This is a genomic window from Carboxydocella sp. ULO1 (assembly GCF_002049255.1).
Classification (GTDB): Bacteria; Bacillota.
This window is the reverse complement of record NZ_BDLQ01000132.1, coordinates 71,319-86,468: the sequence shown is the minus strand read 5'-3', so window position 1 is coordinate 86,468 and position 15,150 is coordinate 71,319. Positions and strand designations below refer to the sequence as shown.

The following is a 15,150-nucleotide window of genomic DNA, read 5'->3' as shown; positions in this document are numbered from 1 at the left end:
TAGGGGAGAAGAAGATGCAATCCATACCTGTTTCTGTCAGTAAACAGAAAAAGGTGATATTGATTATTATTGACTCCCTCAATCCGGCTGTGGTCAGGGATTGCCTGGAGCAGGGAATGGTTCCAGGACTGGAGTTTCTGGTCAGGCGGGGACGGATTTTTTACGATTGTGTCAGTGTTTTCCCCACCATGACCCCTACCTGTACCAGTTCCATTGTTACTGGTACCTACCCGGATTTACACCAGGTTCCCGGATTTGTCTGGTTCAGCCGCTGGGAGAAGCGGATGATTAACTATGGCGCCAGTTTTACGGCTATCTGGAAATTGGGCCTGCCTACAGTGATGCAGGACCTTATCTTTAACCTCAATGGGCGGCAGTTAAGCCGAAGAATAAAAACTGTGTATGAGCTGCTGGAAGATCAGGGATTAACGACTGCGGCCATAAATTTCTACATTTTTCGCGGCCGCCAGGTTTTTGAAACCAGAATTCCCTGGCTGATTAACCTCCTGACCAGATTTCGCCTGGCTGGCAGGTTAATGGGCCCCAGTCTGCTGGTACTGGGCGAAATCTGCCGTCCGGCCAGGTTGTTTAAAGATGATGAATTCTGGGCTCCGGCCGGGCCGCTGAATAAATTCGGTGTTAATGATGAATTTTCCGGGACAGTGACCAGCTATCTGATCAGCCATGGGCATCAGCCGCCCTTGATGCTGGTCTATTTGCCCGATAATGATGGATACTGTCATCGCCATGACCCCCTGACTGCCTATGAGAGCCTGATGCGGGCCGATCGGCAGATTTGTAAAATTCTGGATGCCTATCCCAGCTGGGAACAGGCTCTGGCTGAAACGGTATTTATCGTAACGGGAGACCACAGCCAAAGCAGGATATTAAACAGTCCGGTAGCTATTATTGACTTGCCCGCTTTGCTGGCTCCTCTGAAACAGGTTCCCCTGGGTCGCAAACTGGCATTGCCTGGGAAGGATATTGCCATTGCTCCCAATGAACGGGCGGCCCATATCTATATCCTGCGTCGTAAGCCCCTGAAACGGGCCCGGGTCATGCAAAAACTGCTGGAGCTCCTGGAAGGGGATAGCCGCATTGATCTGATTCTCTGGAAAGAGGAATGGCAGGGGATGACCAAATTCTGGATCAAAAATGGTAATCGGGCTCTCTGGTTTGTTAAAGGAGGCACTGGCCGAGATCTTTACGGTAATAGCTGGCACTGGGAAGGAGACCTGTCCGCTATCGATGCCAGGGTGGAAGGGCAGTATCTGAAGTTCGGCCAGTATCCCGATGCTTTTCGCCGTATTTCGGCCCTGCTGCGATCCCGCAATGCCGGGGATGTGGTCATTACTGCTGCGCCGGGTTATGAATTTGGTGGCCTGGGGTCACCTTTGCATCTGGGCTTTGGCAGCCATGGTTCTCTACATGCCGTCGATTCCCTGGTACCGTTGATTGTCTGTGGCGCTGAATGGCAGAAGGAACATCCCCGGCTGGTTGATCTGGTACCCTGGCTACTGAAATATTTTGGCATACCTTATCCTGATTATTTAGTGAATGAGGAGGGTCACAATTGAACCAGGGAATTAAAGTATTCGTTTATGGTACATTGCTGAAAGGCCAGTCCAATCACAGGCTATTGCACAGGGCACTGGCTGGTCCGGTGGCGGCTGAGGTATGGGGCTATGCCCTTTATCAGGTAACACCAGCCTATCCGGGAGCAGTACCGGATGAAGCAGGCAAAATCAAAGGGGAGATCTACTGGGTTGATGAAGAGCTGCTGCGGGAACTGGATGAACTGGAAGATTACGATCCAGATACCCATAGTGGCTTATATATCCGACAAAAAACCAGAACAGTGGATCAGCAGGAGGTATATATCTACGTCTGGACCGGACCGGTTCGACAGGAATGGGAGGTGCCATATGAACAGCAACCCTGGCACTCAGATTGGGCCGGTGATCAAAACCCGGGAACTGGAAATTGATCTGGGCGGCAAAGTCCTTAATTTTACTGTAGTGGCCAATAGTGAAGAAATTTTACCCCATACCCTGCCGGATGGAGAATCTCCCGTTTGGGTAGAGTTGTGGCCTTCGGCCCTGGCCCTGGCCCGCTGGTACTGGCAGGGGGAGGATTTGACCGGTAAAAAGGTACTGGAGCTGGGGGCAGGCCTGGGGTTGCCTGGAATTGTGGCGGCTCTCAAAGGGGCATGGGTTATCCAAACTGACTATATTCCTGCCGCCGTGGAGCTGGCCCGTCAGAATGCCCTCAAGAACGGGGCGGCAGCTAATATGGTTCAGCAAGTGGCAGACTGGCGTCAATTTAACATCCAGGAAAAGTTCCATATAATTACCGGTTCCGATTTTATCTATCAGCCGCTAAATCATCCGTATCTGGAGCAAATCTTTAATAACAATTTGCTACCAGGGGGGAAACTGGTTATTGCTGAATATGGCCGGGTGGATGCCCTGCGATTTCTGCAGCTTTTGGAGCAGCAGGGCTGGCAGGTCGAGCAGCAAATCTGGCCAGTGGAGCAGGGGGGCTATACTTATAAAATCAAAATTTTTCAGCTGCAAAAATAAAAGGCGCACCCCTTAGCGGGCTGCGCTTTTTTTTCTGCGCCAGAGAATTATCAAACCTGCAATGGTAAAGAGTACCACACTCATCACCTGGGCGGCGCGGAGAGGTCCGAGCATCAAACTGTCGGTGCGGAAACTTTCCACGATGAAACGGCCCACAGAATAGGCCATCAAATAGAGGAGAAAAACTTCTCCCTTCCGAATGACTGGTTTGCGCCGAATCCAGAGCAGGAAAAAGAAAACCCCTAAATCCCAGAGGGATTCATAAAGAAAAGTGGGATGGCGATAGGCGCCATCGATATACATGGCCCAGGGTAAATCGGTTTCATAGCCATAGGCTTCCTGGTTGAAGAAATTGCCCCACCGTCCGATGGCCTGGCCCATAATCAAACTGGGGGCGCAGATATCAGCCAGCTGCCAGAAATCCAGGCGGTAATGGCGGCTAAACCAGAGTCCCACCAGGATGGCAGTTAAGATGCCGCCGTGAATAGCCAGACCACCATGCCAGATTTTGGGGATTTCAGAGGGATTGGCACTATAATAATCCCAGTTGAAAATGACATAATAGAGACGAGCGCCTAACCAGCTGAGGGGGGCGGCGATCAAGGCCAGATCCAGGATGCGTTCTGGATCAATCCCCTGACGCCGGGCTTCCCGGGAAGCCAGCGTTACCCCGATAATAACAGCGATAGCCATGATCACCCCATACCAGCGGATGGTGAGGGGGCCAATTTGTAAAGCGATAGGATCAATCTTCATTTTCATCCTCCTTTGCTGTCGTCAAGCGGGTGAGTATTTCCGGGCCCGGATTGACGTACAGGGTTTTTTGCTGTTCATAGATAACAAATCCCGGTTTGGCACCACGGGGTTTTTTAACATTTTTGCGCTGGGTATAATCAACCGGGACCTGGGAAGAATGGCGGGCCTTGCTGAACCAGGCGGCCAGCAGGGCACCGGTTTGCAACAATTCAGCCGGAGGGGGGTCTGGACTGTTCCATTTTAAAATTACATGGGAGCCAGGGATATCTCTGGTATGAAACCAGTAATCTTCACTCCGGGCCAGACGCAAGGTCAGGTAATCATTTTGCCGGTTATTACGGCCGACAAGGAAAAGGTAGCCATCCCGGGTTTTGAAACGGGTGGGCTGGCTGATTTCTTCCGCCTTTTCTGGCTTACGCTGTCTCCCGGTTTGTTTCAAAAGCCCGGCTGCCGCTATTTCCTCCCGGATTTCTGCCAGCACTCTGGCATCCTCGGCATTTTCCAGATTAGTGGCAACACTTTCCCAGTACTGCAAATCCCTGATTATAGTTTCCAGTTGCTCTGTCGCCATGCGCTCAGCTGAACGCAGTTTGCCATACTTTTTGTAAAAGTGTTCTACCTGTTCAGAAGCTGTCAGTTCCGGCTGCAAAGGAATAGTCAGCGGTTTTAATTCCGGGTCATAGTAATTGGGTACCGTCAGTTCAGTAAGGCCGGGCTGCCACTGATAAAGATGGGCAGCCAGCAGGTCTCCAAAGAGCTTGTATTTTTCTCCTGAGGCCGCCTCGGCCAGGGCCTTTTCCTGAAATTCCCGCCGCTTTTGCAGGCGATTGATCTCCTCTTTGACCAGGCGCAGCAAGTTCTGACGCTGAGAGTGCAGAATTTCTTCCGCCTCTAATCGCTGATATTCCGCATCAGCCAGGTAATTGTAGTAAAGGGGATGAGGGCCTTTGCCCAGTTCAGCCAGCAAATCCTGCAGGGCTAACCAGGTTTTGGTCAGTTCATAGTTGCCCACCTGGTCCAGAGGGAAATCAGGGTCAAGACCTGCTTTCTTTACTAGATCGGCAGCCCGTTTGGGGCTAAAACCGGCGACTGTTTTCTGGAGCGCCTGGCTTAAAGTCAGATTTTCCCCGGCAGCCAGAAGCAAGGGCCCCCATTCCTCTTCCAGGATATGGCCAGGAATTGCTTTTTCCTGGGGTGGCGGGGGAAGGTAAGGACGGCCGGGAAGTACTTCCCGGTGACGGCTGACGGCGTGGGTATAGCGTTTGATGCCATCATAGATCAGGTTGCTGACAGGGTCTACCAGGATGATGTTGCTATGCTTGCCCATGATTTCTACCAGCAAACGGCGCTGGGCCAGCTGACCCAGTTCATCGGTATTTTCGATTAATATCTCTACCACCCGTTCAAAGCCTTCCTGATTAAATTGCAGAATTTTGCCTCCTTCCAGATGTTTGCGCATAACCATGCAGAACATGGGAGGGGAGAGAGGATTGATTTTTTGCCAGCGGCTTACATGTAGACGCGCCCATTTGGGATGGGCGGAAAGCAGAAGGCGGTAATTTTGACCTTGATTGCGTACCAAAAGGTGGATTTCCCAGGGGGTAGGCTGCTGGATTTTTTGAATGCGGCTGCCAGCCAGTACCTGATTCAACTCCGATACTATGGCAGCAATTGCGAAACCGTCCATGGTATGTAGACAAACCTCCTTGTATATTCCATATATATTGTATACAAAAAAGGTAGAGGTTGCAAAAGCATTGATGGTATTATAACATATTTTCCGTAGAGGAGGTAATCTGTGATGAATTTTACCAAAGTGCATGGACTGGGTAATGATTTTGTGGTAGTTAATGCCTTTCAGGAAGCCTTACCGGCTGACCTGGCAGCTCTGGCCCGGGCAGTCTGCGACCGGCATTTCGGAATTGGAGCAGATGGACTGGTCTTGCTTTTGCCAGCTGAAAACCCGGAAAATCATCTGCGCATGCGGATTTTCAACCCCGATGGTTCTGAACCGGAAATGTGCGGCAATGCCATCCGCTGTTTTGCCCGCCTGGCCTGGGAGGATGGTCTGGTAAAGGATACGGTGATCCGGGTAGAAACCCTGGCCGGGGTGATGGTACCGGAAGTGATTCTGGGGGAAAACGGACAAGTACGGGGAATCCGGGTGGATATGGGTGAACCCATCCTGGAACGAAATCTCATCCCCATGCAAGGTCCGGCTGGCACAGTGGTGAATGAACCTTTGCAGGTTGGGGAATATGCTTTACATATAACAGCAGTATCCATGGGCAACCCTCATGCTGTAACTTTTGTGGAGGATCTCTCCCATTTCCCCTGGCAAACTGTAGGACCGTTGCTGGAAAGCCATCCCGCTTTTCCCCGCAAAGTAAATGCTGAATTTGTCCAGGTGGTCAATCGCCAGGAAATGATCATGCGGGTGTGGGAGCGGGGAGCAGGGCCCACTCTGGCCTGTGGCACCGGGGCTTGCGCTACTCTGGTAGCGGCGGTTCTCAATGACCTAACAGAACGAAAGGCGACTATTCACCTGGCTGGTGGTGATCTGGAGATCGAATGGGATGCCAGCACCAACCATGTTTTTATGACAGGACCGGCGACAATTGTTTTTACAGGGAAATACCAGGTTCGATAGGAGGATGAAAAAATGGTAATGGAAGCTCAGCGTATTCGCCAGTTACCCCCTTATTTGTTTGCTCGCATCGAAGCTCAGATCGCTAAAGCGAAAGAAGAAGGAGTGGATGTCATCAGTCTGGGGATTGGTGACCCTGACCGGCCTACCCCTGACCATATCATTCAGGAACTGGTGAAGGAAGCCCATAATCCAGCCAACCATCAATATCCCTCTTCCGTGGGCATGCTGTCTTTCCGTCAGGCTGTAGCCGACTATTATCAGCGCCGTTTCCAGGTCAGCCTGGATCCCAAAACCCAGGTAGTATCCCTGCTGGGCTCTAAAGAGGGGATTGCCCATATGGCCTGGTGCTATCTGGATCCCGGCGATATTGCTCTGGTGCCCGACCCGGGTTATCCGGTCTATGGTATCGGAACCCTGCTGGCAGGGGGTACTCCGTACATCATGCCTTTGAAGGCGGAAAACAACTTTTTGCCTGATCTCAAGGCTATTCCTGAGGAGGTTGCCCGTAAAGCCAAGTTAATGTGGCTGAACTATCCCAATAACCCCACCGGGGCTATAGCTCCCCTGGAATTTTTCGAGGAAGTAGTGGACTTTGCCAAAAAGTATGATATAATCGTCTGCCATGATGCCGCTTATCAGGAGATTTCCTTCGATGGTTACCGGCCACCCAGCTTTCTGGAAGTGCCGGGGGCTATGGAAGTGGGGGTTGAATTCGGCTCCTGTTCCAAGACTTATAATATGACGGGCTGGCGAATTGGCTGGGCTGTAGGTCGGGCGGATGTCATCAACGCTCTGGGACGGCTGAAATCCAACATCGACTCCGGGGTATTTCAGGCTATCCAGTATGCGGCTATTACCGCTTTAACAGGCCCCCAGGATTGTGTCGAAGCCATGAGTAAAGTCTATCAGGAGCGGCGGGACATTGCTGTGGAAGGTCTGAATGCTATCGGCTGGAAGCTGGAAAAACCCAAATCCACCATCTATGTCTGGGCTCCGGTACCGAAAGGCTTTACTTCCATGTCCTTTGCGGAACACGTCTTTGAGAAAACAGGTGTGGTTATTACCCCTGGCAATGGCTATGGTGAACATGGAGAAGGCTTCTTCCGTATCGCTTTGACTGTGGAGAAAGAACGAATGCTGGAAGCTTTTGATCGAATCAAGAAAAACCTGGGTCCCTTTGAGTTTTAAGGTGTTGACAGGCAAAAAATATCCTGTCTATAATAGTCATAAAAGAGGAAATAAGGAAATAATGTAACTAATGGTTGATAAATGTCTCCCAGGTTCTTGGGTCGGCAGTTATTGACATTAGTTTCATTAGCAGCAAACAGGGCGGGAGACATCTCCCGCCTGATTTTTTTGAGCAAGGGAGGGAGAAAACATGCGAATTGCCCAAATTCACTGGGCCTTTCCGCCCATTATCGGCGGGGTGGAAAGCCATCTGGCCATGCTGGGCCCGGCTCTGGTGGAAAAAGGCTGTCAGGTGAGCCTGTTGACCGGAGCTGTTCCAGGAGAGCCTGAAATGGCTGAATATGAAGGGATGAAAGTTAAAAGAACCCCTTTACTGGATTTAAACAGCCTCAATCCTGAAATCATCGCCGCCAGGGCGGAAGAGATTCGGACAGAGTTCAAAAACTTTATCGAACAGTTCAAACCGGATCTGCTGCATGTCCATAACATGCATTACTTCAGCCCTGTTCATGCTGATATTCTTTTTGAATTAAAAAAGGAATATGGTATTCCCCTGATTTTGACCAGTCACAACGTCTGGGCTGATAGCGATCCCACCTGGCAGGAGATGAACAAACGGGCTCAGGCCTGGGATGCTATTATTGCTGTCAGTCACTATATTAAAAGAGAAATGATTCGTGTTGGCTATGAAGAGAAAAAAATCACAGTCATTCATCATGGCATTGACCTTAACCGCTTTGTTCCGCCTGGTAGCAAGGACCTGGCGGAAATTGAGCGGATTTATCCCCAGTTTAAGGGGCGGCGGGTTATTTTCCATCCTGCTCGCATGAGTCTGGATAAAGGCTGCCACATCAGTGTTCAGGCCCTGGCGGAAATCCGCAGGGAATTTCCCGGGGTTTTACTGGTCCTGGCAGGCACCAGTAAAACGGTGGACTGGGGCTCGCATCAGCAGAAACATGTGCGTCAGATCATGGATTTAATTGAGGAGCTTCAGCTGCAGGACCATGTTTTTGTGAAGTTGTTTGCCTGGTCGGAAATGCCCGTGGTTTACCAGGCAGCTGAGTTTTGTATTTATCCCTCCTGTTTTGAGGAACCTTTCGGTCTGGTCATGCTGGAAAGTATGGCTTCTGAGCGGCCCATCATCGTGAGCCGGGCAGGGGGCATGCCGGAAATTGTCAGAGACAGTATCAATGGCTATATCGTGCCCATGGGAGATGCCCGCGCCCTGGCAGAACGCTGTTGCCGCTTGCTGGCTGATCCTATTGCCTGCCGGCAGATGGGTAAGACCGGGCGCAGGATGGTGGAAAAGTTCTGGACCAGGGAAGTGATGACAGAAGCTACACTGGCCGTATATAAAAAAGTTAGCAGAGGCAAAGGGGTAGATTATGAACAGTTGCAACCTTACCAGGCAGGATGATTTTCGGATTGCCCCGGAGGATATTCGCAGCAGTGTGGAAATACTGAAGGAAGGGCAGATGTTCATGAACTCCCTGCCCGGGGGAGAAATCCCCTGTCAGGATACAGGCGGGCTGGGATTTTATTATGCTGATACCCGTTTTCTCAGCTGTCTGGAGCTGCGACTGAACGGAACAGAACCAATTTTTCTTTCCCGCTCTGTACGGGACAGCCATATTGCCCAGGTGGAATTGACCAACAAGGACTTTGTCAGCAAGGGCCAGCTGGTACCATTGCATACTATCCATTTGCGCTTGTTGCGGCTGGTAAGAGATGGGTTTTACCAGCGGTTACGTCTTATTAATTTCAACCAGTATCCTGTGGAACTAACCTTGCGCTTTCGCCTGGGGGCGGATTTTGCCGATATCTTTGAGGTCAGAGGAACCAGGCGGCAGGTTAGAGGGCAAAGACTAAAACCGGAGTTTTCCCACCAGGAAATCAGCCTTGGTTATCAGGGTCAGGATGGGGTAGTGCGTAAAACGCGCATATATTTTGCTCCTGCTCCCTCCAGGATAGGGGAAGAGGGTACTTTGGCCTGGGCTGAGTATAAGCTGGTGCTACAGCCCCAGAAAAAATACTACCTTTACCTGAAAATCCAACCCTGGCTGGAAGAAAGCCGCCGGCAGGAGGAGACTTTACCCCGGGATCTTGGGTTTAAGAAGGCAGCCGGTTTTTTAATCCAATCCTACCGGGACTGGATTCAGGATTGCATCAATATCATTACTGACAATCAGCGCTTCAACCAGATGCTGAGAGTAGGGATTACAGATTTACGGGCCCTGACGACCCATTATCCCGGCAAAGGGGCGGTACTGGAAGCGGGGATACCCTGGTATGCTGCACCTTTTGGCCGTGATTCCCTGATTACTGCCTGGCAAACACTGCTGGTCAATCCCTGGCTGGCCCGGGAAACTTTGCTTTTCCTGGCCCGCTATCAGGGAGAAAAAATTGACCCCTGGCGGGATGAAGAGCCTGGCAAGATTTTGCATGAATTGCGTCTGGGGGAAATGGCCCGGGCTGGAGAAATTCCCCATACTCCTTATTATGGTTCAGTGGATTCTACCCTCTGGTTTATCATCTTACTGGCGGCTTACTACCGCTGGACTGGTGAGCGGGAGCTGCTGGAAAAACTGCGGCCCAATCTGGAACGGGCAATCCACTGGTGTGAAGTTTACGGGGACAGGGACCAGGATGGCTATATCGAATATCAATGTCAGTCAGAAAGGGGCCTCATTAACCAGGGCTGGAAGGATTCCTGGGATGGGGTTATTGATTCTGATGGCCAGCTTCCCACCGGTCCCATTGCTCTGGTGGAGGTGCAGGGCTATTATTACCTGGCCCTGCGGGAAGCAGCTTTTTTGTACCAGCAGCTGGGAGTGCCTTCATTAGGAGAGCAGCTCCTGGCCAGAGCCCGGAGTTTGCAAGCTAAATTCCTGCAGGATTTCTGGTTGCTGGAGGAGGAATTTCTGGCCTTTGCTTTAGATGGCCAGAAACGGAAGCTCAAAACCATTGTTTCCAATCCTGGCCATTGCCTGTTTACCGGTATCCTGCCACCGGAGTATGCCGACAAGGTGGCAAGGCGCCTGTTTGCCCCTGACCTCTTTTCTGGCTGGGGAATTAGAACTATGAGTGACCGGGAGAAGGCCTATAATCCTATGAGTTACCATAATGGTTCAGTCTGGCCCCATGATAATGCCATTATCGGTTATGGCTTGCGGCAAGCCGGGCAACTGGAAAGACTGTGTTATCTGACGGAAACTCTCTTTGCTGCGGCCGAGTATTTTCCCCAGTCCCGTCTGCCGGAACTGTTCTGCGGCTTTACCCGCCGGGGCAATGCTGGCCCGGTCAAATATCCCATTGCCTGTGATCCGCAGGCCTGGGCGGTGGGCAGTATCTTTTTGCTCCTCAGGGCCTTACTGGGGGTAGAATGCCGTGGTAACCAGATTTTTGTCCGGCAACCCCTGTTACCAGATTTTCTGAAAACCTTGCGGCTTGAGAATATCAGAGTAGGAGAAGGCAGAGTAGACCTGGAGTTCACCCGCAGAAATGGTAAAACCTATTGTGGAGTCACTGGTACAACTGGCCAGGTGCAAGTGATTTTTGCCTAGGGGGTGAGAAACCATGGCTCAGCTGTCTTTTTCTGGTGGTAAGACGGGAGGTCGGTTGCTGGTAGTTTCCAACCGGGGGGCCTGTACTCTGCGTCAGACCCCGGGCGGATTGGAGATAATCCCGGCGGTTAGTGGCCTGGTTTCGGCAGTGGAGCCGATATTAAGACGGGAAGGGGGGATTTGGGTAGCCTGGGGTGGCCGTTGTGGCCAGGAGCCAGGCCACCTGTTACCCCTGCCGGAAGGAGAGAGTAAATATCTTTTTGCTGAAGTAGTTTTATCGTCAGAAGAAATTAAAGGCTTCTATGATGGATTTTCCAATAGCATTATGTGGCCTCTTTGTCATGGTTTTTTGGAAAAGGTTCAGTTTGAAGAAAACTACTGGCAGCTCTACCGCCGGGTCAATGAAAAATTTGCTCGTACTGTGGTCAAAATGAGCAGCCATAACGATCGGGTATGGATACATGATTATCATCTTACCCTATTGCCTGCACTGATCCGCAGGCAACGGCCGGTTCTTTCTATCTCCTTTTTCTGGCATGTGCCTTTTCCACCAGTGGAATTATTTGCAACATTACCCTGGGCGGGGGAAATCCTGCGCGGCCTGCTGGCCTGTGACCAGATAGGCTTTCATACTGAAAGTTATGTTCGCAACTTTCTGCAGGCGGTGGAGGAAATCCTCCGGGCAAGGGTGGATTATCTTAACTCCACTATTCACTGGGGAGGGCGGAAAATCAGGGTTATTGCTGCCCCTATCGGGATTGACTGGCGGGAATATCTGACTCTGGCAGCCAGGGAGGAGATCAAAGGCAAGGCAGAGCAAATTCGCCTCGCTCTGCAAAGCGACTATGTGCTGCTGGGTGTAGACCGACTGGATTATACCAAAGGTATACCCCAGCGATTGCAGGCCTTTTCTCATTTGCTGACAAATTACCCCTGGCTAAGGGGTAAAGTTGCTCTGTTACAGGTGGTTGTTCCCAGCCGGGTAGAGACAGCAGCCTATCAGAGCCTGCGGCAGGAAATCGAGAAACTGGTGGGAGAAATCAATGGGTTATTTACCACCGATTATCAGGTGCCGGTCCGCTATCTCTATCGTTCTCTGACCAGGCAGGAACTGGTGGCCCACTACCTGGCAGCAGATCTGGCTTTAGTCACTCCTCTCAGGGATGGGCTCAATCTGGTGGCTAAAGAATATGTAGCATCTAAAGCCCGAGGCACCGGGGGACTGTTACTCAGTCCTTTTGCCGGTGCTGCCTTGCAGCTAAAAGGTGCTCTGCTGGCCAATCCCTATCATCCCCGGGAGATGGCAGAACAAATTAAACGCGGTCTGGAAATGCCTCTGCCGGAACAGCAGCAGCGCCTAAGTAGCATGATGCGGATTATTAGAGAACAGGATTTAGAGTGGTGGTGGCAGCAGGTGAAAGGAATGAGCAACAATGCGGAGCAGCCGGAAGTTGCTGCTAATGACTGATTATGATGGCACTCTGGTTCCCTTGCGGGAAAAGCCAGAGCTGGCAGTACCGGACCAGCAGCTCCTGGACCTGCTCACAGAACTGACAGAAAAACAGGAGCAAATTATCGCCATCATTAGCGGCCGGGATTTGCAACAGCTTAAGCAGTTTTTTCCCATTCCTGGTCTTTGTCTGGTCGGTGGCCATGGTGGGCAAATCCTATGGCCCGGGGGAGAGGTGGAAAACTGCTTTGATTCTGCAGCCGTCTTAGCGGTGGCAGCTCGCATTGGGGAGATGGCAGACAAAATTATGTCCAGAGAATGCGGGTTTTTACTGGAGTATAAACAAACCGGGTTGGCTGTTCATTACCGGCTGGCACCGCCTCAGCTGGCTACAGAGAAAATACGGCAGCTGCTCAGCCAGGTCAGACAGTGGCTTCCGGCAGACTGGGAAGTATTATCAGGAAAAAAGGTACTGGAATTCAAACCTGCCTGTACCAGTAAAGGCAATGCCCTGTTACGCCTGCTTCAGCGCTGGCCCGATTTCTGGCCAGTTTACCTGGGAGATGATGTCACTGATGAATCAGCTTTCCAGGTTCTGGCCCGGCGGGGTACGGGTATTCTGGTAGCGGACCTGCCCCGGCCAACAGCAGCTCATTTTCGCCTGCGGGACTACCGGGAAGTACGCCAATTATTAAAGACAGGGATTTCCTGTCTTTTTTGTTGACAATTACCCCGGATAGATTTAGACTGATATCAAAAGCAATGGGCGGCGATTACAATGCAGAAAAAAATCCTATTCTTAACTAGTATCCTTAATTTCTTGTTAAATACGGCTATCCAGGGGTCGGTAATTTTTATCCCTTTGCTGGGTCAAAAGCTGGGAGCTACTGATTTTCAAGTTGGCCTGATTGGGGCTGCGTATGGTGGCGCTTATCTTGTTGCTTCCCTTGCCTCCGGTCAACAATCAGACCGCCGTGGCAAATTAATTTTTGTGCGCTGGGGCCTGTTTTTCAGCACTTTGATGTTTTTGGCCCAGCTACTGGCCCAGCGCTATCTGGTCTTGCTGCTGGTTCGGGCCGGGGTAGGGCTGGCTCTGGGAGTTACCACAGCCGCGCTGGTGGCCTATGCCTTTGAAGCAGGGGCCGATATGGGCAAGTTCAGCTCTTATGGCTCCCTGGGCTGGATTGGCGGAGCTGCAACAGCGGCGGTATTAAAAAGATTTGAGCTGATTTTTCTTAGCGGAGCCTTTTTTTGTGCCCTGTCCTGGCTCCTCAGCCTGTATCTGCCCCCGGGTGAGCAGCAAATCGGGAAAAAGGTAGAGAAGGACTCTTCCGGCTGGCTCAAGGTGTTGCGGCGGGAATATAAGGTCTATCTGGCTATTTTTTTACGCCAGCTGGGGGCGGCGGCGGTCTGGATCATCTTGCCTCTCTATTTCAACTCCCTCGGTTTGTCACCAACCTGGACCGGGATTTTGTGGGGGATTAATTTTACGGTACAATTTCTGGTAATGCGGCATCTTAATCATTATGATCCTGTCAAAATTTTTGCTTTTGGTCAAATCCTTTCTATTTTCGTTTTTTTAACTTATGGGCTGGTAACGCGGTTAGAGTTATTGATTCTGGCCCAGATTCTGCTGGGTATAGCCTGGTCAGGCCTGTATGTAGGAGCATTGTTGCTGGTACTCAGCTCCGGGCAGGAAAGGGGAACAGCCAGTGGCCTGTTCACGGCAACCCTTAACCTCTGCGGCACTCTCGGTCCCTTTCTCGGAGGTCTGGTGGCCCAGTTCTGGGGTTACAGAGGAGTGATGTTTCTGGCAGCTGCTTTATCAGCTGCTGGCATGCTGGTAGCGGTACCGCAGGCGGTGAAGGGAGAAAAAGAAAGAGAAAGAGTGGGAGATAGGAATGAAGGCAAACTTACTGACCTGGCGCGCCGGTTGTAAGGCGGGGCTGGCCATTGCGGTCGGCTATTTTCCGGTGGCGATGGCCTTTGGCCTTATGGCCAAAGCCATTAATGTCAGCGGCCTGGAAGCAACTCTTTTTTCCCTCCTGGTTTTTGCCGGGGCCAGCCAGTTTATGGCCCTTAACCTGATTAAGGCCGGGGTTTTTTCCGGAGAAATTATTCTGGCCACCTTGCTGTTGAATTTCCGCCATTTCTTGATGAGTGCGGCCCTTTCTACCCGATTGGAAGATCGCCGTTTCTGGCGGCTGGCCCTGGTGGCTTTTGGTATCACCGATGAAACCTTTGCCCTGGCTATGACTAGAGAGGGAAAGCTAAATTTTTCCTTTTTGCTGGGATTGGAAGGGACGGCTTATCTGGCCTGGGTACTGGGTACGGTAACGGGCTATCTGCTGGGAGATGGTTTGCCCCCGGCCTGGCAAAACAGTCTGGCTATTGGTCTTTACGCCATGTTTGCGGCCATTTTAGTACCGGAAGGGAAAAAATCTGCTCGCTTGCTGATGGTAGCTGCCCTGGCGGGGCTAATCAATACCGGTCTTTCATATCTGGGCAGATTGCCGGGGGGCTGGAATTTGATTATCGCAATGGTGGCAGCGGCAGCCTTTGCTCTGGTAATGGAAAGAGGAAGGGAGGAAGAGAGATGTCGGGCCACTACCTCTGGTTGATTATAGGCATGGCAGCAGTAACTTATTTGCCCCGGCTCTTGCCGCTAACCATCCTGACTGGAATCAGGTTGCCCCTATCTTTACAACGTTTTTTATCCTATCTACCATATGCTGCCCTTGGGGCCTTGCTGGCACCGGGGGCCTGGCAGGCTATACCCCAGCAACCGGCTGCTGGATTTCTGGGGGTTTTGGCCGCTGCCATCACTGCCTGGCTGGGAGGAAACCTGATGCTGGCAGTAACGGCGGGAGTGCTCACTACTTTTTTCTTAATTCAGTGAAGGATTTTAGTGATTTAAGTCGAACTATGTAGGCAAAACTATGGTTAAGATTGTATAAAAGG

Annotated in this window: 14 protein-coding genes; 12 read left to right on the top strand and 2 right to left on the bottom strand. The window is 51.3% G+C overall.

The window, feature by feature from the left end; translation table 11 throughout:
• The first annotated feature begins 14 nt into the window (after positions 1-14).
• The 3 genes from ULO1_RS13875 to ULO1_RS13865 are packed head-to-tail and all read left to right on the top strand — an operon-like array spanning position 15 to position 2,582.
• Entirely contained in the window at positions 15-1,577 is a 1,563-nt protein-coding gene (locus tag ULO1_RS13875) for an alkaline phosphatase family protein (protein WP_079933770.1), read from the top strand.
• Entirely contained in the window at positions 1,574-1,987 is a 414-nt protein-coding gene (locus ULO1_RS13870) for a gamma-glutamylcyclotransferase (protein WP_078664846.1), read from the top strand. Before ULO1_RS13875 ends, ULO1_RS13870 begins: the two co-directional genes overlap by 4 nt.
• Positions 1,926-2,582, top strand: coding sequence for a methyltransferase (locus ULO1_RS13865; RefSeq protein ID WP_079906609.1), 657 nt, complete (start codon positions 1,926-1,928; stop codon positions 2,580-2,582). The genes ULO1_RS13870 and ULO1_RS13865 overlap by 62 nt, the downstream gene beginning before the upstream one ends.
• A 12-nt stretch (positions 2,583-2,594) precedes the next feature.
• Here the strand turns inward: ULO1_RS13865 and lgt are convergent, their stop codons facing one another.
• On the bottom strand, positions 2,595-3,338 hold the full coding sequence (lgt, locus tag ULO1_RS13860; protein ID WP_079933769.1) for a prolipoprotein diacylglyceryl transferase: 744 nt from the start codon (positions 3,336-3,338) through the stop codon (positions 2,595-2,597).
• A complete protein-coding gene (locus ULO1_RS13855) occupies positions 3,328-5,025 on the bottom strand; it encodes an NFACT family protein (protein WP_159446913.1) in 1,698 nt (565 codons plus the stop codon). The genes lgt and ULO1_RS13855 overlap by 11 nt, the downstream gene beginning before the upstream one ends.
• A gap of 114 nt (positions 5,026-5,139) precedes the next feature.
• On the opposite strand from ULO1_RS13855, the gene dapF reads away from it, so the two are divergent.
• From dapF to ULO1_RS13810, 9 genes are all read left to right on the top strand, one after another.
• The gene (dapF, locus tag ULO1_RS13850) at positions 5,140-5,988 is read left to right on the top strand and encodes a diaminopimelate epimerase (RefSeq protein ID WP_078664842.1); all 849 of its coding nucleotides are present in this window, start codon (positions 5,140-5,142) and stop codon (positions 5,986-5,988) included.
• Positions 5,989-6,000: 12 nt separating this feature from the next.
• The gene (locus ULO1_RS13845) at positions 6,001-7,176 is read left to right on the top strand and encodes an LL-diaminopimelate aminotransferase (RefSeq protein ID WP_079906612.1); all 1,176 of its coding nucleotides are present in this window, start codon (positions 6,001-6,003) and stop codon (positions 7,174-7,176) included.
• Positions 7,177-7,366: 190 nt separating this feature from the next.
• Positions 7,367-8,593, top strand: coding sequence for a glycosyltransferase family 4 protein (locus ULO1_RS13840; RefSeq protein WP_079933767.1), 1,227 nt, complete (start codon positions 7,367-7,369; stop codon positions 8,591-8,593).
• Positions 8,562-10,739 carry an amylo-alpha-1,6-glucosidase gene (locus ULO1_RS13835; RefSeq protein WP_079906614.1) on the top strand — a complete coding sequence of 726 codons (2,178 nt, stop codon included), beginning with the start codon at positions 8,562-8,564 and terminating at the stop codon, positions 10,737-10,739. Before ULO1_RS13840 ends, ULO1_RS13835 begins: the two co-directional genes overlap by 32 nt.
• Positions 10,740-10,752: 13 nt before the next feature.
• Positions 10,753-12,207 carry a trehalose-6-phosphate synthase gene (locus tag ULO1_RS13830; protein ID WP_079906615.1) on the top strand — a complete coding sequence of 485 codons (1,455 nt, stop codon included), beginning with the start codon at positions 10,753-10,755 and terminating at the stop codon, positions 12,205-12,207.
• Entirely contained in the window at positions 12,173-12,913 is a 741-nt protein-coding gene (gene otsB, locus ULO1_RS13825; RefSeq protein ID WP_079906616.1) for a trehalose-phosphatase, read from the top strand. Before ULO1_RS13830 ends, otsB begins: the two co-directional genes overlap by 35 nt.
• 54 nt (positions 12,914-12,967) lie before the next feature.
• Complete coding sequence (locus ULO1_RS13820) at positions 12,968-14,128, top strand: MFS transporter (protein WP_079933766.1); 1,161 nt, start codon at positions 12,968-12,970, stop codon at positions 14,126-14,128.
• Positions 14,091-14,810, top strand: a complete 720-nt coding sequence (locus tag ULO1_RS13815) for an AzlC family ABC transporter permease (protein WP_078664835.1) — start codon at positions 14,091-14,093, stop codon at positions 14,808-14,810. Before ULO1_RS13820 ends, ULO1_RS13815 begins: the two co-directional genes overlap by 38 nt.
• The gene (locus tag ULO1_RS13810) at positions 14,786-15,088 is read left to right on the top strand and encodes an AzlD domain-containing protein (protein WP_079906618.1); all 303 of its coding nucleotides are present in this window, start codon (positions 14,786-14,788) and stop codon (positions 15,086-15,088) included. Before ULO1_RS13815 ends, ULO1_RS13810 begins: the two co-directional genes overlap by 25 nt.
• Positions 15,089-15,150: the final 62 nt, after the last annotated feature.

Coding starts and splice junctions, on each gene's coding strand:
- ULO1_RS13875 (WP_079933770.1), top strand. CDS start 15: ATGCAATCCATACCTGTTTCTGTCAGTAAACAGAAAAAGGTGATATTG.
- ULO1_RS13865 (WP_079906609.1), top strand. CDS start 1,926: ATGAACAGCAACCCTGGCACTCAGATTGGGCCGGTGATCAAAACCCGG.
- lgt (WP_079933769.1), bottom strand. CDS start 3,338: ATGAAGATTGATCCTATCGCTTTACAAATTGGCCCCCTCACCATCCGC.
- ULO1_RS13855 (WP_159446913.1), bottom strand. CDS start 5,025: ATGGACGGTTTCGCAATTGCTGCCATAGTATCGGAGTTGAATCAGGTA.
- dapF (WP_078664842.1), top strand. CDS start 5,140: ATGAATTTTACCAAAGTGCATGGACTGGGTAATGATTTTGTGGTAGTT.
- ULO1_RS13845 (WP_079906612.1), top strand. CDS start 6,001: ATGGTAATGGAAGCTCAGCGTATTCGCCAGTTACCCCCTTATTTGTTT.
- ULO1_RS13840 (WP_079933767.1), top strand. CDS start 7,367: ATGCGAATTGCCCAAATTCACTGGGCCTTTCCGCCCATTATCGGCGGG.
- ULO1_RS13835 (WP_079906614.1), top strand. CDS start 8,562: ATGAACAGTTGCAACCTTACCAGGCAGGATGATTTTCGGATTGCCCCG.
- ULO1_RS13830 (WP_079906615.1), top strand. CDS start 10,753: ATGGCTCAGCTGTCTTTTTCTGGTGGTAAGACGGGAGGTCGGTTGCTG.
- otsB (WP_079906616.1), top strand. CDS start 12,173: ATGCGGAGCAGCCGGAAGTTGCTGCTAATGACTGATTATGATGGCACT.
- ULO1_RS13820 (WP_079933766.1), top strand. CDS start 12,968: ATGCAGAAAAAAATCCTATTCTTAACTAGTATCCTTAATTTCTTGTTA.
- ULO1_RS13815 (WP_078664835.1), top strand. CDS start 14,091: ATGAAGGCAAACTTACTGACCTGGCGCGCCGGTTGTAAGGCGGGGCTG.
- ULO1_RS13810 (WP_079906618.1), top strand. CDS start 14,786: ATGTCGGGCCACTACCTCTGGTTGATTATAGGCATGGCAGCAGTAACT.